The organism is Lacimonas salitolerans, from assembly GCF_042677865.1.
Taxonomy (GTDB): Bacteria; Pseudomonadota; Alphaproteobacteria; order Rhodobacterales; family Rhodobacteraceae; genus Lutimaribacter; species Lutimaribacter salitolerans.
This window is the reverse complement of the sequence record NZ_JBHUDD010000059.1, coordinates 267550-285568: the sequence shown is the minus strand read 5'-3', so window position 1 is coordinate 285568 and position 18019 is coordinate 267550. Positions and strand designations below refer to the sequence as shown.

Here is an 18019-nt window from a genome sequence, read left to right as displayed (position 1 = left end):
GAGGACGATGGAACAGGAAAACCCCCATAGCGCCGCGATGATGCTGGCCGGTCTGAACCTGATCCAGCAGGCCCTGTCGATCTATGACAGCGACCTGCGGCTGGTGACGGGCAACCGCATGTTCCGCGAGATGTTCGACCTGCCCCCCCGGCTGACCGAACCGGGAGCCCGGTTCGAGGACACCATCCGCCATCTGGTCGAGCGGGGCGAATATGGCCCCATCGACGATGTCGAGGCCGCGGTGGCGACCCGCGTGGAACAGGCCCGCGCCTTCGCCCCGCACTACATGGAGCGCACCCGCGCCAATGGCCGCGTCATCAGCGTCGAAGGCGCACCCCTGCCCGAGGGTGGCTGGATCACCGTCTATACCGACATCACCCACACCAAGACGCAGGAAGAGTTGCTGCGCGCCCGCTCGGAAGAGCTGTCGGACAAGCTGCTGGACTATGCCGAGGAACTGTCCGCCACCAACCGCCAACTGGCCAGCACCATCGCCGCCCTGCAAGAGGCCAAGAGGCAAGTGACCGAAACCGAAGCCCGCACACGGCTGACCACCGAAATGATGCCGGCCCATATCGCCCATGTTGGCCGCGACATGACCTATACATTCTCGAACCGGCGGCTGAACTCGATCCTGCCGGGGCGGCCATCAGCCATCGTGGGCCTGCCGATCGCCAAGGCGCTGGGGGACGAGGCGTTCGGTCATATCCGTCCCCGGCTTGAGGCCGCGTTTCACGGGCAGCCTTCGGTGTTCGAATTCACCCATGAAGGCACATCGCGCCGCATCCGTACCGCGTTCACCCCCGACCGCAGGCCGGATGGGCAGATCATGGGCGTCTACCTGCTGTCCACCGACATCACCGAGGAAACACAGGCCCGCACCGCCCTGCAACAGACACGCCGGCGCGAGATGGCGGCGCAACTGACCAGCGGCATGGCGCATGATTTTTCCAACCTTCTGACCATCATCATGGGCAGCCAGTCGCGCCTGCAACGGATGGACCTGCCGCCGGGCGCGACCGATCTTGTGGCCGCGACGCTGGGAGCGGCGCATCGGGGTGGCGCGCTGCTGAACCGGCTGGCCGACATCACCGGCGCGCGCGACTGGCAGCCCCAGCCCACCGATCTGGGTGCATTGCTGCGCGATCTGGAAACCCTGGCCGCCCCGGCCCTGCCCACCCGCATGAGCCTTGAGATTTTCAACACGCTGGACCGCAACCGCCTGATGCTGGACCCCGGCATGTTGCAGGACGCACTGCTCAACCTGTTCCTGAACGCCCGCGACGCGATGGGCGCAAATGGGCGCATCACCCTGACCGTGACGCCGGTGCAGGGCATCTGGGCCGATTTCACCGTCACTGACACCGGCCCGGGGTTCAGCGCCGACGCCCTGGATCACGCGCTTGAACCGTTCTTCAGCACCAAGGGCGGCGAAGGGTCCGGGTTGGGCCTGTCCATGGTCTATGACACATCGAAACTGGCGGGCGGGCGCGTGCGGCTGGCCAATACCGATACCGGCGCGCAGGTGACCCTGCGCCTGCCCTTGCGCGCGGCACCCGCCCCCGTCGCCCCCGGTCTTGTCCTGCTGGTCGAGGACAGCACCGACCTGCGCGCGGGCATCCGTGCCATGCTGACCGATCTGGGCCATACCGTGATCGAGGCGACCTCGGTGGACGAGGCGCAGACCCTTCTGACCGACCTGCCCGATATCGCGCTGATCCTGTCCGATATCTCGCTTGAGGGCACGGCGACGGGCCTTGATCTGGTCGCCGCCCTGCCCAAAACTGCGCCGCCCTGCATCCTGATGACCTCGTTGCCTCCCGATCATCCGCTGCACGCGCGCGCCCTGACGCGCGCGGCGGTTCTGCGCAAACCGTTCTCGGCACGTGATCTGGCCGCGTTCCTGACCGCCCGGGGGGCCACGCCATGACACAGCCGTTGATCTCGATCCTGGATGACGAACCGGCGATCCGCACCATGCTGGCCGACGCGCTGGAAGAGGCGGGGTTCCGCACCATCACCTTTGCCCGCGCGACCGAGTTCGAGGCCGCCCTGAAAACCACCACCCCCGATGTCTGCCTTGTCGATCTGTCGCTGCCCGACCGAGACGGGCTTACACTGGTGCATCGTCTGGCACTGGAGCAGGGGGCGACGGTGATCATCATCTCGGGCCGCGCGCAGGTGCAGGACCGGGTGACGGGGCTGGAATTGGGGGCGGACGACTACATCATCAAACCCTTTGATCCGGCCGAGGTGGTGGCCCGCATACGGGCCCGCCTGCGTCGCGACCGGTCCGCCACGCAAACCGGCAACCGCGCACGGTTCAACGGCTGGACCGCCTGTTTCGACAGCTACACGCTGATGGACGAGGGCGGCACCCAAACCCCGTTTTCCCATGCCGAGGGCGAGGTGCTGCGCCTGTTTCTGGAACGCCCCAAGCGGCTGATATCGCGCGCGGTGATGCAGGAAACACTGGGCGGGGCGGCGGGCGAAAGCTTTGACCGGGCGATGGATGTGCGCATTTCGCGGCTGCGCACCAAGCTGCGCGAAGACCCGAAAAACCCGCGCCTGATCAAGACGATCTATGGCGCGGGCTATATCTTTCTGGGCGATGTCGACTGGACATGAAAAGGCGCGCGTGGTTGCCCACGCGCGCCTGTCAGGAACGCAAATCCTGTCGGCTTATTGAACCTCACCCGTCGGGCGCGGCGTGGTTGCCGTCTCGACAGGCAGCACCGGATAGACGACCTGCGGCATCGTGCCGGTCAACGTGCCAAGGAAGGCCACGATCTTGTCGGCCTCTTCATCACTCAGGTCTTCGCCCAGCTGGCTTTCGCCCATGATCTGCACGGCCACTTTCAGATCCCAGACCAGACCCGAGTGGAAGTAGGGCGCGGTCTGGTCGATGTTGCGCAGCGGCGAGGCGCGGAACACGTATTCATCATCAACCGTCTCGGTCACGGCAAAGCGGCCCTTGTCGCCCACCGGCAGGATGTCGGCACCCGGCTTTTCGATCAGGCCAAAGGGGTAGTACCCGTTGCCGCCAAGGTTCACACCGTTGTGGCAGGCGGCACAGCCTTTTTCCATGAACAGTTCCAGACCGGCCAGCTGATCGGCGTTCATCGCGTTGTCATCGCCATTCAGCCAGGCATCAAAGGGCGCGGGCGTGATCAGCGTGGCTTCGAAAGCCTCGATCGCCTTGGCAAAGTTGTCAAAGGTCACCGGGTCTTCTTCTTCGGGGAACGACGCCTTGAACCACTCCTGATACTGCGGCATCGAATTCAGCGTCGCCAGCACGTTGTCGGGCGTATTGGCCATCTCGACACCGGCCTGCACCGGGCCCTTGGCCTGCTCGGCCAAGTCGGGCGCGCGGCCGTCCCAGAACTGCGCCGTGTTGAACACCGCGTTCAGAACGGTGGGCGAGTTGCGCGGACCCTTCTGCCAGCCGTGGCCGATGGACACCGGCATGTTGTCATCCCCGCCCGTGGCCAGGTTGTGGCACGAGTTGCACGAGAACACGCCCGAGGCCGACATGCGCGGATCAAAGAACAGCGCCTTGCCCAGATCGATCTTTTCCGGGGTCACCGGGTTGTTGGCCAGCGCCGGGATCGTCGATGGCAGCGGCTTGAATGTCTCTTCGGCCCATTCACGCAATTCATCCGCGCTGACGGCCTGGGCCGCGATGACAGCCAGGGAGGTCGAGAATAGAAGTGTTCTGAGTTTCATTGCTTGGGCCTCCTGTGCCCCGGTCTTCGTGATATGCGTTTCCTGCTTGGAATCACGTTAACCGGCGCACAGGCCCAATACGTTGACTTAGATCAATTCCAGCTACATTTTGCAGCTTTCACATAGGTTTAACATGTGAACATCCTTGCGGTGTCAGACCCATTTGGCCAGCGGTGGCAGGCTCATCAGCACGGCGTTGGCGTCATGCCCCGTGGCCAGACCGAATTTGGTGCCGCGGTCATAGACAAGGTTGTATTCGGCATAAAGGCCGCGGTGCACCAGTTGAACATCCTTGTCGGCATCGTCAAACGGCTGCACCCGGCGCTTTTCCACCAGCGGGACATAGGCGGGCAGAAACGCGCGGCCGATATCCTGCGTGAGGATGAAATCCGCCGCCCAGTCGCCGCTGTTCTGATCGTCCATGAAAATGCCGCCCACGCCACGCGCGCGCTTGCGATGGGGGATATAGAAGTACTCATCCGCCCAAGCCTTGAGCTTGGGGTACCAATCGGCCCCGTGCGGGTCCAGATGGGCCTTTTGCGTGGCGTGGAAATGCGCGGTATCCTCGGTGTACTCGATGCAGGGGTTCAGGTCGGACCCGCCGCCGAACCACCAGGCATGCGGTGTCCAGAACATGCGCGTGTTCATGTGCACCGCCGGCGCATGCGGGTTTTGCATATGCGCCACCAGGCTGATGCCGCTCGCCCAGAACCGGGGGTCGCTGTCCATGCCGGGCACGCCCCGTGCGGCCATGGCGCGCTGCGCCGCATCGCCAAGCGTGCCATAGACGGTCGAGACGTTGACGCCGACCTTCTCAAACACCCGCCCGCCGCGCATCACGCTCATCAGCCCGCCGCCCGCGTCGCTGCCGTCATCCGAGGTGCGTGTTGTCTTGGTCACCTCGAACCGGCCCGGTGCCATCGCGGCCATGGGGCCGGTGTCGTGGCTGTCTTCCAGCCCTTCAAAGGCGGCAACGATATCGTCGCGCAGCTGGCGGAACCAGTCGCTTGCGGTGGTCTTTTCGGTGGCGAAATCGGTCATGTCGTGGCTCCTCTTTGGGACAGGCTTACGGTTTTTGTCCCGATGGGTGAAGCCAAAACAAGCCCGCAGACCGGGCGGTCAATGCGCGGGCGCCGCCACCGGGTCCAGCAGGGTGCGCCCGCCATCCACGGTCATGATCTGCCCGGTCATGAACCCGGCGGCATCCGAGGCAAGGTAATGCACCGCCTCGGCCAGTTCGCGGGGTGCCGCGATGCGGCCCAGCGGCGTGTGATCCTCGATATCGCTGCGATATTCCGAGTGTTCCTTGATCGCGCCTTTCAGGCTGTTGGACATGACCGAGCCAAAGGCCACCGCGTTCACCCTGATACGGTAGGGGGCCAGCGCCACCGCCAGACTGCGGGTCATCTGGTCCAGTGCGGCGGTGGACACCGAATAGGCAAGCAGTTCGGGATTCGTGCGACGTGCGGCGATGGACGACAGGTTGACGATCGTCCCCGCCGTGCCCTCGGTCTGGCCTTCGGCCTGCTTGATCATGCGCTTGGCAACAAGCTGGCTGAGCCGCAGCGACGTCAGCAGGTTCTGCTCCAGCAGCATGTCCATCGCATCGTCATCCGGGTTGAGCGGGTCCGAGGCGATCATCTGCCGCGATCCGTTGATCAGGATATCGACCCTGTCGAACGCGTCGATCGTGGCCGAGAGCAGGTTGGCGATGGTCAGCTTTTGGCGCAGATCCCCCGCGAAATAGCGGATATTGGAGCCGTCTGTGTTGGTGCCAACCTCCTTGATCAGCCGTTCCTCGTCGATATCGGCAAAGATCACATTCGCGCCCTTGTCGGCGAAATGCCGACCGATGGCGAGGCCGATGCCATTGGCGGCACCTGTGACGATGGCGGTCTTGCCGGCGATGGAAAAGGACATCTGCATGCCTCCTGCATGGCGTGGCCGGCGCGCGCCGGCCTAGCGTTTGTGACGGGTTGGTCTGTGGGCAGACAGCACCTTGAACCGGCTGTCGCCCGCGATTTCCTGCACCTCGCGGAACTGCTGACCCAGCACCGTCTCGTAAGGCAGATGGCGGTTGGCCACCAGCCACAGCCGCCCATGCGGGGCCAGACAGGCTGCGGCACTGGCGATGAACGCCTGCCCCAGGCCCGGATCGGCGGCGCGGCCACTGTGGAACGGCGGGTTCATCACGACGCCGTCCAGCGCCGCATCGGGCCGCCACTGCGTGGCATCGGCCCAATGAAACTGCGCGCGCGGGTCGGTCACGTTGATCCGGGCGCAGGCCAGCGCGCTGTGGTCATCCTCGACCAGATGCAGGGCGGTGATGTCTGCACGCTCCAGCACCCGCGCCGACAGATATCCCCAACCCGCGCCCAGGTCGGCCACACGCTTGCCAATGGTCTTGGGCAGGCTGTCGGCCAGCAGGCGCGAGGCCGGGTCGATGCCATCAGATGAGAACACGCCCGGCAGAGTCACGAAACCATCACCGGCATCCTGCGGCGTGTCGGGCAATGCCCAATCGGCAAAGGCCGCCGCGTCGGCGCGCAGCGCGAACAGCTTGCCATGCGCCTTGGCGATCACCTGATCCACCGTGCCCCGTGCGCGGCAGTCTTTCAGCACGCTGTCCGCCCCGTCGGTCTTGGCGCCATCCACGATCACGGGGCCATCGCTGACCGCCACGGCCCGCGCAATCAGCCCCCGCGCGAGCACCTTGGCGCGCGGCAGGATCATCAGCACCGATGCGGCGTGCGCGGGCATGTCGACCGCAACCCGCAGGCCCACAGCAGTACAGGCGGTGTGATCGGTCTTCATGTCGGAGACGATCAGCACGCGGTCGGTGGGAAGATCGTTCAGATCAACGCCTGCCACGGCACCGCACACGACCAGATCGCCCGCATCGGGCAGGTCGAAAAGACGCGCCTCCTGGGCCAGAATGAACCGGGGGTGTGACAAGCGGGTTATTCCCGCTCCATCGTGCATTGCAGCGGATGCTGATGCTGACGGGCGAAATCCATGACCTGCGTCACCTTCGTCTCGGCAATCTCGTGGCTGAACACGCCCACCACGGCCAACCCCTTCTTGTGCACGGTCAGCATGATCTCGAACGCCTGCGCGTGATTCATGCCAAAGAACCGTTCCAGCACATGCACGACGAACTCCATCGGGGTGTAATCGTCGTTCAGCAAAAGCACCTTGTACAGCGGCGGGCGCTGGGTTTTTGGCCGCGTCTTGACGACGACTTCGGCTTCGCCGTCATCATCTTCGTTGTCAGACATATGAAGGGGCCAGTGGGTCATCGCATCCAGTTTCCGGTTTCGGGTCACGCCATGTCTATATATCCTCTGACCGGGATTAGAAAAGGGTTGTCCGGGTATGACACGGAATTTGACCACCATCGGCTTTGACGCCGACGACACCCTTTGGCACAACGAGCGGTTCTTTCAGCTTACCCAGACAAGGTTTCACGACCTTCTCGCCGACTACGCCGATCCGGACGATCTGGCATCGCGCCTGCTGGCGGCCGAGCGGCGCAACCTTGGCCAATACGGATTCGGCATCAAGGGATTCGTCCTGTCGATGATCGAAACCGCGCTGGACGTGACCGACGACCGCGTGCCCGCCCCCGTGATCCGCGAACTGATCGCGGCGGGTCAGGACATGCTGCAACATCCGATCGAGTTGCTGCCCCATGCCCGCACCGCGGTCGAGGCGGTGGCCGGCACCCATCGCGTGCTGCTGATCACCAAGGGCGATCTGCTGGATCAGGAGCGCAAGCTGGCGCAATCGGGTCTGGGCGACCTGTTCGACGGGGTCGAAATCGTCAGTGCCAAAACGCAACCCGTCTATAGTGCCATATTCGACCGCCATGGCGACGGGGCCGCGCGGGCCCTGATGGTGGGCAATTCGATGAAATCCGATGTCGTCCCGGTGATCGAGGCTGGCGGCTGGGGCGTCTGGGTTCCACATGGCCTGACATGGGAAATCGAACACGCCGACCCGCCAAGGAACGCCCCCCGCTTTCATGAATTGCCGGATCTGGCATCCCTGCCCGCGCTCGTGGCGCAGATCGGCTGAGCCGTCAGTTTGGCCACAATCCCGCCACATTCGACGGTCTTGGGGGTCAGGCCATTGCGACCCCTACATATGCCTCGGCCACGGCTGAAAATCTTGGAAAACCATTGTAAAATAAGAGTTTCAAAGCCACTATTGATTGTGCTATCTTTTCTCCAATCAAGCAGAAAGCCAGACCGGAAAACCGGCGGCATCGAGGCAGAGAAGGCAGTGATCGTGAAGGATCGGCAGTGGACGCCGGGCCGTAAGGCCCTGTATTGGATCGCGGCAGCATGGTTTTTGATCGTTGTCCCGCTTTCAGCGGTGGCAGCCCCCTATGCCGCCATGGTAATCGATGCCCGCACGGGAGAAGTGCTGCATGCAGAGAACGCGGATACGCGGCTGCATCCGGCCTCGCTTACAAAGATGATGACGCTCTATATCGCGTTCGAAGCAGTGCAGCGCGGCGAGATCGGCCTTGATGACGTTGTGACGATTTCTCGCAATGCCGCCGCCGAACCGCCCAGCAAACTGGGGCTGAGACCGGGCCAGAAGATCAAGCTTCGCTATCTGATCCGCGCCGCCGCCGTCAGGTCGGCCAATGACGCGGCAACCGCGATCGGCGAGGCGATTTCCGGCTCGGAAGAGGCGTTTGCCGCGCGGATGAATCGCACCGCCAAGGCGATGGGGATGACGCGTACCACCTTCAAGAACATGCACGGCCTGACGCAAGACGGGCACTTGTCGACCGCGCGCGACATGACCGTTCTGGGGCGTCACGTGCTGTATGACTTTCCGCAGTATTACAACCTTTTCTCGCGCCGCACCGCGGACGCCGGGGTGGCGACCGTCTCCCATACCAACAGCCGCCTGCTGTCATCCTACCGGGGCGCGGACGGGATCAAGACGGGCTATACCCGCGCCGCGGGGTTCAACCTTGTCGCATCGGCCGAGCGCGGGAACCAGCGGGTCATCGCCACGGTGTTCGGCGGACGGTCGACCGCCTCGCGCAATGCCCGCGTGGCCGAACTGCTGGATCTGGGGTTCCAGCGCGCGCCGACGCAGGTGGCCCTGCGCCGCCCCACCCCGCCCGACTACCAGTCCGTGCCAGGCACCGCCGGCAAGACCATCCGGCTGGTCACCGCCGTGCGCGAAAGCCTGCGTCCCCAGATGCGTCCGGTCAGCGCCGAACAGCCCCAGCCGGTGATCGTCGCCATGAAGGACGATATCGAGCAGGCCCTGCAGGAAGCCCAGACCGTGCAGGCCCCTGCGCCTGAAACACTTCAAACCGTCGCCATGGGCGCCGCGGCCCCAAGCGCAAGCATTACCCCGCGCATCCGTCCGGCGGAAATCACACAAGAGGTGGTTGCCGCAGCCGCTGTGCCCGAAGCCACACCCGAAGTCGTGACACGTCTGTCGACCTCGGGCGGACGTCACTGGGGCATCAATGTCGGACGCTTCCCCAACCGGCATCTGGCCGAAAAGACGTTGCTGCAAACCGCGCTGGTCGAAATGGACACGCTGGACGGCAGCCTGCGCAAGGTGGTCAAGCGCAGCGGCGGGTTCGATGCGAATTTCCTTGGCATGACACGCGATACCGCCGATCTGGCCTGTCGCCGCCTGCAGGCGCGTCAGGTGACCTGCTTCATGGTCGGCCCGCCGCCAAGCTGAGTGTGACAGGGCGTGGGGCTGAAGCCCGCCTCCCTGCCGCTATACTGACGGGCGAGGGCTATTTCTTGGGCTTGTCGTCATACTTGTCCGACAGAATCCGCCGCGCGTCGCCTTCGGGGTCGTCATACTGATTGGTGCGGACCGTCCAGACAAAGAACAGCAGGCCGACGCCACCCAGCGTCAGGGATATCGGGATCAGATAGGCCAGCACTTCCATCAGGGGTCACCTTAGCCGCAGGGCGTTCAGCGAGACCGTAATGGAACTGAGCGACATGGCCAAGGCCGCGATCAATGGTGAGCACAGGCCCGCCACCGCCAGCGGCACGGCAACGATGTTATAGACCGTCGCGATCTGGAAATTCTCGCGTATGCGCCGCGTGGCCGATTGCGCGGTGGTGACCGCCTCGGCGATGGGCGACAGATCGCCCCCCAGCAAAACGATGTCCGAGGCCACGCGCGCCGCATCCAGCGCCGACGCGGGCGAGATCGACACATGCGCGCCCGCAAGCGCGGCGGTATCGTTCAGCCCGTCCCCCACCATCAGCACATGGCGGCCCTGATCGCTGAGGGCCTTGATGCGGTTGACCTTGTCCTCGGGCAGCGCCTCGGCCACCCATTGCGTGATGCCCAGACGGTTTGCCAGCGCCTCGACCGCCGGGGTGGTATCGCCCGAGATCAGGATGACCTGCCGCCCCGAGGCGATCAGCCCCTGCACCGCCTGCTCGGCCCCCGCCCGCAGGCTGTCGGCAAAGGTAAAGGCGCGCGGGCGTTCGTCGCCGATGCGCAGCCAGGCGCTGGTTTGCGCAAGTGCGGGCGCCTCGACCCAGGCGGCACGGCCCAGCCGCACGGTCAGCCCCTGCCAAACACCTTCGGTGCCGTAACCGGGCCGCTCGTGGATATCCGACACCTCGGCAGGCACCACGCCTGCGGCGTCACAAGCGGCCACTATGGCCTGCGACAGCGGGTGCGACGACCCCGCCGCCAAGGCCGCGGCGATCTGCAGATCGCTGGCGGCGTGATCGGCAAGATTGGTCAGGGTCGGCGTGCCCTGGGTCAGCGTGCCGGTCTTGTCGAACACCACCGTATCGACCTGCGCCAGACGCTCCAGAGCGGTCGAGTCCTTGATCAGCATGCCCCGCCGGAACAGCCGCCCGCTGGACGCCGTGGTCACCGCCGGCACGGCCAGACCCAGCGCACAGGGGCAGGTGATGATCAGGACGGCGGCGGCGATGTTCAGCGCAGTGCGCACGTCCCATGTGTAAAGATACCAACCCAGAAAGCTGAGCGCGGACAGGATATGCACCCCCGGCGCATACAGCTTTGCCGCCTTGTCCGCCAGCGAGGTGTAGCGCGAGCGCCCGGATTCCGCGATGGCCACCAGATCGGCCATGCGGTGCAGCGATGTTTCCTCGCCCACTGCCGTGGCGCGGATCGTCAACGGGCCGGTCAGGTTGACCTCGCCCGCCGATACGGCGCGACCGGGTTCGGCAAACACCGGCAGGGTTTCCCCCGTCAGCAGTGACCGGTCCAGTTCCGAAACCCCATCGGTGATCACGCCATCCACCGGCATGCGCCCACCGGGGCGCACGCGCAGCAGATCGCCCACCACCAGCTCGGCCACGGGCAGCTGAACCTCGGCCCCGTCACGCAGGACGAAGGCGCGCGGCACTTCCAGCGCGGCCAATTCCTCGGCGGCCGAGCGGGCAATCGCGCGGGTGCGATGATCCAGATACCGCCCGGCCAGCAAAAAGAACGTCAGCGCCAGCGCCGCATCGAAATAGGCGTGTTTGCCCGACAGCGCGGTTTCCCACAGCGATGTGACGACGGCCAGCACGATGGCCAGCGTGATCGGCACATCCATGTTCAGCCGCCCGTGCTTCAGAACGGCCCAGGCGCTGCGATAGAACGGCTGCCCCGAAAACAGCACCACCGGCATGGTGATCAGCGCGGAAATCCAGTGGAACATGTCGCGCGTCGCGTCCGCCGCCCCGGACCAGACCGAGACCGACAGCAGCATCACGTTCATCGCGGCAAACCCCGCCACCGCCAGCCGCATCAGCAGATCGCGCCCCGCCTTGTCGGTCTGCGTGGCCGACAGGGTGCCGGCATCCAGTTCATGCGCCTCGTACCCGATGCGAGACAGGGTGCGGATCAGGTCGTCAGGCATGACATCGGGGGCGGCCTCGACCGTGGCACGTTTCAGCGTCAGATTGACCCGCGCCGCGTGAACGCCGGGATGATCCTGCAACGCCTCTTCGACCGCGGTGATGCAGGCCGAGCAATGGATCGCGGGCAGCGACAGGGCGATGCGCGCGTCCTTCAACACGGCACGCTCTGCCAGTGCCTCGGCCGCAGGTGCGGCCGAGCAGGCAGGACAGGCGGAAACACCGGGGCGCAGCGTGGCGGTCATGGGCGTGGTCCGATCAGGAGTTCACATGCACATCAAGGCGTTGTTCGAACGGCTCGCCCTGTGCGGACACCGCGTTCAGCCGCAGGATCCATTTGCCACCGGCCAGCGTGACCGGCGCCACATAGGCGCGCCCGTCAAACACCAGTTCCGGAACGAAATCGTCGCGGTCCGAGGTGGGCCGCCCCACCAGCGCCTCGACCCCGCCGGCCTGCACGGGATCGCCTGCAGCGTCGACGATGGCGATGGACAACTGGCCATCGTTGACCTCGACCCGCGCGGACCATCCCAGGGCTTCCTGTGCCGCGCGGCGCTCGTCAAAGCTTTGGCTGGCGATGTATCCGTTGCGCACCTCAAGCCCCGGAAAGGTTGAAACCGCGCTGTAGGCCATGAACAGGTTGACTGTGATGATTGTGCCAAAGAAGGCGACGAATATGAACAGGACATGCCTGCCGGTGAGTCCGCGTTCTGCCATCAGTTTGCCCTTCCGTTAAAGACAGTGTCCTTGTACACGCGTTCGTCGTTTGTTGCATCCTCGACCCAGATGCGGATGTCCGACCGCTCGCTTTGCGCGGGTTCGGACCCCGGGGGGGCGGTGATGTAGACCCGTTGCAGCAACGTCTCGTCAGCGGGCACCAGAACGGTGCCATCGGTGCTGCCTTCCAGTTCGATGGTCAGCGACGGGTGGCCCACCACGCTGATCGCAAAGGGCAGATCCTCGCCCTGCATGTTGCGCAGACGCACGTCATAGGTGTTGCGGATCGTACCGTCGGACAGGGTGACAAAGGTGGGGTTGCGCACCGGCGCCACGGACATGTCGATATCTGACCGGATGAACAAAGCCACGACCAGCCCGACACCCACCAGCGACCACAGCGCCGTATACAGGATCGTGCGCGGGCGGAACACGTGCTTCCAGACCGACTTGGGCGGCGTGCCCGTGCGTTCCGCAACCTCGTCGGTCAGCGCCATATAGTCGATCAGGCCACGGGGCTTGCCGATCCTGTCCATCACGTCGTCGCAGGCGTCGATGCACAGGGCGCAGGTGATGCACTCCATCTGCTGACCGTCGCGGATGTCGATGCCCATGGGGCAGACGTTGACGCAGGCCATGCAGTCGATGCAGTCGCCCAGTTCCTGCGCGCCTTCGGCCTTGCGGTGCTTGCCGCGCGGCTCGCCGCGCCAGGCGCGGTACCCCACGGTCAGCGTGTCCTCGTCCATCATGGCGGCCTGGATGCGCGGCCACGGGCAGGCATAGATGCAGATCTGTTCACGCGCAAAGCCGCCAAAGACAAATGTCGTGGCCGTCAGGATCGCGACGGTCGTATAGGCGATCGGCCCCGCGTTCAGCGTGAAAAGATCAACCAGCAGCGTCGGCGCATCGGCGAAATAGAACACCCACGCGCCGCCGGTGGCCAGCGCGATCAGCAGCCAGGTTGTCCATTTTGTCAATCTTAACCGTGCCTTGCGCAAATCCATCTTGGGCTGGCGGTGCAGGCGCAGGCGGGCGTTGCGGTCGCCCTCGATCCAGCGCTCGACCAGGATGAACAGGTCGGTCCAGACGGTTTGCGGACAGGTATAGCCGCACCAGACCCGGCCCAGCGCCGAGGTGAACAGGAACAGCCCAAGACCCGCCATGACCAGAAGGCCCGCGATGAAATAGAATTCATGCGGCCATATCTCGATCCAGAAGAAAAAGAACCGCCGGTTGGCCAGATCGATCAACACCGCCTGATCGGGCAGATTCGGCCCGCGATCCCAGCGAATCCATGGCGTGACATAATAGATGCCCAGCGTCACAAGCATGATTATCCACTTGAGATTGCGGAAGTTTCCGCTGACCCGCTTGGGAAAGATGGGCTCGCGTGCTGCGTAAAGGCTGGGGGCGTCTGGTTGCGTGTCGGACACGGACTTACTCCGGAGATTGGATCGCTTTGCGTCCCTTGTGTCAGGCTGCGCTCCAGCGATCATTGACCTGAGTCAAATTCTGCCTCTCAGACACATCTATTTGAATATGAGGGGCAAGGGGCAGTGTGACCGATCGGCGCGGGGTGCAGGCGTCTAACAAGCCCAAAAGCCGTCATACACAGGTCATGCACACCCGATGCACGGTCCATACGCATCGCCCGCCGCGCCGCGCAGGTCACGCAAAAGGCTTGATCGGGGCACCAAGCCCGCGCACCATGCCCAAGGAGGCATTCCAGACCGGGATGTTGAGATGGCTGCTTCGGACCAAACCGGAGCGTCCAAGGGAGGAAAATCTATATGTCAGAGAACTTCGACTTTATTGTCGTCGGTGGTGGATCTGCGGGCGCGGTCATCGCGGCCCGGCTGAGCGAAGACCCCAACTGCACTGTTGCGCTGCTCGAGGCCGGCGGCACCCCGCCGCCGCACGAGATGATGCCCGCCGCAGTCGCAAGCCTGCAACTGGACCCGTCGGTTGACTGGATGTACACGGCCGACCCCGGCAATGCCGGGCTGGGGCTGGTGGACAACGTGATGCCGGTGCCGCGCGGCAAGATGCTGGGGGGATCATCGGGGCTGAACTACATGGCCTATGTGCGCGGCCATCCGGGCGATTTCGATGCCTGGGCCGAAGGCGGGGCAACGGGCTGGAGCTATGACGATGTCCTGCCCTATTTCATCAAGAGCGAAGACCTGACCCCAAGCAACGAAATCTCGGTCGATCCCGAGGCGCATGGTACGGGGGGCCCGCTGGGCGTGTCGGTGCGGTCGCCGGTCATCCCGGCCTCGCGCGATTTCGTCAAGGCTGCCGCCGCGACCGGCATCGCCACGGGCGATTACAACGGGCGCGACCGGCGCAACCCTGCGGGGGTGGCGTCGCTGTTCCAGACCACGACCCGCAAGGGGATGCGGTCCAGCACCTACCGCGCCTTTCTGCAAGGCGAGACCGAAGAACGCCCGAACCTGACAATCATCACGCAGGCCCATGTCACGCGCGTTCTGCTGTCCCAGGGGGCCGAGGGGCTGACCGCGACCGGGGTGGAATACCGCGGCGCGGATGGCGCGCTGCATCAGATCGACGCCGCGCGCGACGTGGTGCTAAGCGCGGGGGCCGTCGGTTCGCCGCAGATCCTGATGCTGTCGGGGATCGGCCCGCGCCGCGAGATTGAGGCGGTGGATATCGACTGCCAGCTTGAACTGCCCGCCGTGGGCAAGAACCTGAAGGATCACCTGCATTGCGCGCTGTTCTTCCCGGCCAAGGGAATTGGCCTGCCGATTGCCGAGGTGGGCGTGTCCGCCGGGCCGGATGCCCTGCGCGCGCCTGCCGGACCGCTGCCCGCCGATCCGGCAGAGGATGCGAACCTGCCGCCGGAACTGGCCGCGCTGAAGGCCGAGGCCGAAGGCCGTCTGGGCCAGTGGATGGAAACCGGCGAAAGCCTTGTATCCTCGTCGCTCTATGATGCGGTGGCGTTCTTTTCGACAGGGCTGGGCGATACCCACAGCCATGATGCGCAGATCGGCTATGTGCCCTGCGGCTATGATGCCAGCCTGCTGGGTGAGCGGCTTCGGATCGACCTGTCCACCTTTTTCGAGAACGCCGAGGCCACGCTGGCCCCCGATCAGGAGAACATGATCCTGCTGGCCAACCCGGTGCTGCCGCACAGCAAGGGCGAGATCGTGCTGGCAAGTTCTGATCCAGCCGAGGCGCCGATCATCCGCATGAACTATTTCACCGATCCGCATGACCTCAAGGTGATGGTGGCCGTGATGCGCAAGGCGCTGGACATCGCAGAGCACTGGCCCGGCGAGGTCAAGCCGGGGCCGCTGAACGTGCCGCCGGCGCTGGCCAAGAAGCACGGCTATGTGCCGGGCGAACCACCCAGCGATGCGCTGCTGGAAAACATGGCGCTGCACTATTCCTCCACGGTCTATCACCTGTGTTCGACCTGTCGCATGGGGGATGTGGTCGACCCGACCCTGCGGGTGAACGGTGTCGCCAACCTGCGGGTGGCGGATGCCAGCATCATGCCGGACATCATCAGTGGCAACACCAATGCCGCGTCGATCATGATCGGGGAAAAGGCCGCCGACATCCTGTCTGCGCAGTACGCCCTGACACGGCGGCAAGTGGCCGCCTGACCATAGGTGGCTCCGCCCTTGAAACGGCAACACCCCGGGGCTTGACGCCCCGGGGTGTTGTGTAAAAGGTGGCACCGGCCTTCCAGGAAACGCGCGAACAGGACGGAAGGGCCGGTGCCTGACCCATGGGCATTGCTGCCCATGGGTATTCGGTTATTCCTGAGGAGCCTCGCCGCCGCCCAGCTGGTGGACATAGGTGGTGACAGCGCGGATCTCGGCCTCGGACAGTTGGGCACCTCCCATGGCGGGCATGACGCCGAAACGCGAGTTCCAGACCGTGTCATAGACCGCCTCGTAGGTGCCGCCATAAAGCCAGATCGCGTCGGTCAGGTTCGGTGCGCCCTGAAAGCGGTCGCCCTTGCCGTCTTCGCCATGGCAGGCGGCGCAGTTGTATTCGTACACCTCGGCCCCGGCCTCGACCAGCGCGGGGTCTTGCGGCGCATAGCTGGGCGAGAGCGACATGGTGTAGTTGACCACCTGCTCGACCTCTTCGCGGCTCAGCAATCCGTCGCGGCCAAAGGCGGGCATTTCGGACCAGCGCGCATCCGGGTCATCCTCGTTCCGGATGCCGTGGGCGATCGTATGGTGGATCTCTTCCATCGAGCCGCCCCACAGCCAGTCATCATCCAGCAGGTTCGGGTAACCCGCCGCCTGCACACCGGCAGCACCCGAGCCGTGACACTGCGCGCACCAGGTCTTGAACACCGCGGAGCCGGCCGAGACGGCATAGGTTTCAAGCTCGGGGTTGTCGCGGATCTCGTTCAGGTCGGCAGCCACCAGCCTGGCGTTCATCGGTTCCAGACGGGCCTCGAACTCGGCGATGTCATCGGCCACCTGGCCACGGGTGGAAAACCCCAGATAGCCGCTGGTCGCCGATTTGATCCCTGGCCACGCAGGATAGGCGATGGTGTACCAGATGCCCCAGATGATGGTCGCGTAGAACACCCAGAGCCACCAGCGCGGCAGGGGGTTGTTGTATTCCTCGATGCCATCCCAGGAGTGGCCCGTGGTTTCGACGTCGTTGGTGTCGTTTGGCTTTTTTGCCATGGTTCAGGCCTCCTCGGCCGGGCCGCCACGGGGGGCGGGTTTGTCTTCGTGCCGGAACGGGATGTCTGCCACGTCTTCGTACACCTTTGTCGAGCCGGGGCGGAACGCGAAGATCACGACCCCGAGGAAAAAGACGAACATCGCAAGCAGGAACCAGCTGTCGGCGAGTTGGCGCAGAAATGAATAGGTTTCCATCGGTACCTCCTCAGCGGCTTTCATCCGGGATGAAGGTCGAGAAATCGACCAGCGTGCCCAGCATCTGCATGTAAGCGATCAGCGCGTCGGCCTCGGACACACCCGGCTGGCCGTCGAAGTTGCGCACGTTGACGGTGTCGCCATAGCGTTCCAGCAGCCCGTCATAGTCGCTGTCGGGATCGGCCTGCGCCAGGAAGTCGGCGCGGGCGTTCTCCATCATCTCGTCGGTATAGGGGACGCCCACCCAGCCATGCACCTTCATGGTATCGGTGATGTACCTGCCGTCGATCAGGCGCCGTTCCAGGAACCCGTATTTCGGCATGACCGATTCCGGCACGACCGACTGCGGATCGCGCAGGTGATCGACATGCCAGTCATCCGAGTACCGACCACCGACGCGGGCCAGATCGGGCCCTGTCCGTTTGGAGCCCCACTGGAACGGGTGGTCATACTGCGACTCTGCCGCCAGGCTGTAGTGACCATAGCGTTCCACCTCGTCGCGCATCGGGCGCACCATCTGGCTGTGACAGACATAGCAGCCTTCGCGCACGTAGATGTCGCGCCCGGCCAGTTCGAGCGGGGTGTAGGGGCGCATGCCCTCGACATCCTCGATCGTGTTTTCCAGCCAGAACAAGGGGGCGATCTGAACGATCCCGCCGATTGTCACCACAAGGAAGGCAAAGACCGCAAGAAGGCTGACATTGCGCTCCAGTATCTGGTGACGGTCGAGGAACGTCCGCTTCTTGGGGCGGTCGCCGATACCGGTTGCCGAGGCCGGCATGGGAGGTTTGGTGTTTTCTGCCATTTTACCGATCC

17 protein-coding genes are annotated in these 18019 nt (G+C 64.5%); 5 read left to right on the top strand and 12 right to left on the bottom strand.

Features of this window, described 5'->3' with window-relative positions; genetic code table 11:
• Positions 1-7: 7 nt before the first annotated feature.
• Positions 8-1930 carry a hybrid sensor histidine kinase/response regulator gene (locus tag ACFTOW_RS13120; protein WP_379916426.1) on the top strand — a complete coding sequence of 641 codons (1923 nt, stop codon included), beginning with the start codon at positions 8-10 and terminating at the stop codon, positions 1928-1930.
• Positions 1927-2628, top strand: coding sequence for a response regulator (locus ACFTOW_RS13115; protein WP_379916424.1), 702 nt, complete (start codon positions 1927-1929; stop codon positions 2626-2628). Before ACFTOW_RS13120 ends, ACFTOW_RS13115 begins: the two co-directional genes overlap by 4 nt.
• 54 nt (positions 2629-2682) lie before the next feature.
• Here the strand turns inward: ACFTOW_RS13115 and ACFTOW_RS13110 are convergent, their stop codons facing one another.
• From ACFTOW_RS13110 to clpS, 5 genes are all read right to left on the bottom strand, one after another.
• Entirely contained in the window at positions 2683-3726 is a 1044-nt protein-coding gene (locus tag ACFTOW_RS13110) for a cytochrome-c peroxidase (protein ID WP_379916422.1), read from the bottom strand.
• 153 nt (positions 3727-3879) lie between these two features.
• A complete protein-coding gene (hemF, locus tag ACFTOW_RS13105) occupies positions 3880-4767 on the bottom strand; it encodes an oxygen-dependent coproporphyrinogen oxidase (protein ID WP_379916420.1) in 888 nt (295 codons plus the stop codon).
• A gap of 78 nt (positions 4768-4845) precedes the next feature.
• The gene (locus ACFTOW_RS13100) at positions 4846-5646 is read right to left on the bottom strand and encodes an SDR family NAD(P)-dependent oxidoreductase (protein WP_379916416.1); all 801 of its coding nucleotides are present in this window, start codon (positions 5644-5646) and stop codon (positions 4846-4848) included.
• Positions 5647-5685: 39 nt separating this feature from the next.
• Positions 5686-6681 carry a class I SAM-dependent methyltransferase gene (locus tag ACFTOW_RS13095; protein WP_379916414.1) on the bottom strand — a complete coding sequence of 332 codons (996 nt, stop codon included), beginning with the start codon at positions 6679-6681 and terminating at the stop codon, positions 5686-5688.
• A 5-nt stretch (positions 6682-6686) separates the two neighbouring features.
• Positions 6687-7004 (bottom strand): ATP-dependent Clp protease adapter ClpS, encoded by a 318-nt coding sequence (clpS, locus tag ACFTOW_RS13090; protein WP_379916412.1) that lies wholly within the window; start codon positions 7002-7004, stop codon positions 6687-6689.
• Between the two features lie 97 nt (positions 7005-7101).
• Here clpS and ACFTOW_RS13085 point away from each other — a divergent pair, with 97 nt between their 5' ends.
• Both ACFTOW_RS13085 and ACFTOW_RS13080 read left to right on the top strand, forming a co-directional pair.
• Entirely contained in the window at positions 7102-7803 is a 702-nt protein-coding gene (locus ACFTOW_RS13085; protein ID WP_379916410.1) for an HAD family hydrolase, read from the top strand.
• A gap of 321 nt (positions 7804-8124) precedes the next feature.
• Positions 8125-9450: a D-alanyl-D-alanine carboxypeptidase family protein gene (locus ACFTOW_RS13080; protein ID WP_379916408.1), complete on the top strand. Its 1326-nt coding sequence runs from the start codon at positions 8125-8127 to the stop codon at positions 9448-9450.
• Positions 9451-9508: 58 nt separating this feature from the next.
• Here the strand turns inward: ACFTOW_RS13080 and ccoS are convergent, their stop codons facing one another.
• Genes ccoS through ccoG form a run of 4 tightly spaced genes read right to left on the bottom strand, consistent with a single transcriptional unit; the run spans position 9509 to position 13765 of the window.
• On the bottom strand, positions 9509-9667 hold the full coding sequence (gene ccoS / locus ACFTOW_RS13075) for a cbb3-type cytochrome oxidase assembly protein CcoS (RefSeq protein WP_379916406.1): 159 nt from the start codon (positions 9665-9667) through the stop codon (positions 9509-9511).
• Positions 9668-9673: 6 nt separating this feature from the next.
• Positions 9674-11860: a heavy metal translocating P-type ATPase gene (locus tag ACFTOW_RS13070; protein ID WP_379916404.1), complete on the bottom strand. Its 2187-nt coding sequence runs from the start codon at positions 11858-11860 to the stop codon at positions 9674-9676.
• Positions 11861-11873: 13 nt separating this feature from the next.
• Positions 11874-12332 (bottom strand): FixH family protein, encoded by a 459-nt coding sequence (locus ACFTOW_RS13065; RefSeq protein ID WP_379916402.1) that lies wholly within the window; start codon positions 12330-12332, stop codon positions 11874-11876.
• The gene (ccoG, locus tag ACFTOW_RS13060; protein ID WP_379916400.1) at positions 12332-13765 is read right to left on the bottom strand and encodes a cytochrome c oxidase accessory protein CcoG; all 1434 of its coding nucleotides are present in this window, start codon (positions 13763-13765) and stop codon (positions 12332-12334) included. Before ccoG ends, ACFTOW_RS13065 begins: the two co-directional genes overlap by 1 nt.
• A 357-nt stretch (positions 13766-14122) precedes the next feature.
• On the opposite strand from ccoG, the gene ACFTOW_RS13055 reads away from it, so the two are divergent.
• Positions 14123-15961 (top strand): GMC family oxidoreductase, encoded by a 1839-nt coding sequence (locus ACFTOW_RS13055; protein WP_379916398.1) that lies wholly within the window; start codon positions 14123-14125, stop codon positions 15959-15961.
• Between the two features lie 153 nt (positions 15962-16114).
• Here ACFTOW_RS13055 and ccoP read toward each other — a convergent pair whose 3' ends face one another.
• Genes ccoP through ccoO form a run of 3 tightly spaced genes read right to left on the bottom strand, consistent with a single transcriptional unit; the run spans position 16115 to position 17984 of the window.
• The gene (ccoP, locus tag ACFTOW_RS13050; protein ID WP_379916396.1) at positions 16115-17008 is read right to left on the bottom strand and encodes a cytochrome-c oxidase, cbb3-type subunit III; all 894 of its coding nucleotides are present in this window, start codon (positions 17006-17008) and stop codon (positions 16115-16117) included.
• A 3-nt stretch (positions 17009-17011) separates the two neighbouring features.
• Positions 17012-17203, bottom strand: a complete 192-nt coding sequence (locus ACFTOW_RS13045; protein ID WP_379916394.1) for a cbb3-type cytochrome c oxidase subunit 3 — start codon at positions 17201-17203, stop codon at positions 17012-17014.
• Positions 17204-17213: 10 nt separating this feature from the next.
• Positions 17214-17984 (bottom strand): cytochrome-c oxidase, cbb3-type subunit II, encoded by a 771-nt coding sequence (gene ccoO / locus ACFTOW_RS13040; protein WP_379916474.1) that lies wholly within the window; start codon positions 17982-17984, stop codon positions 17214-17216.
• Between the last annotated feature and the right edge of the window lie 35 nt (positions 17985-18019).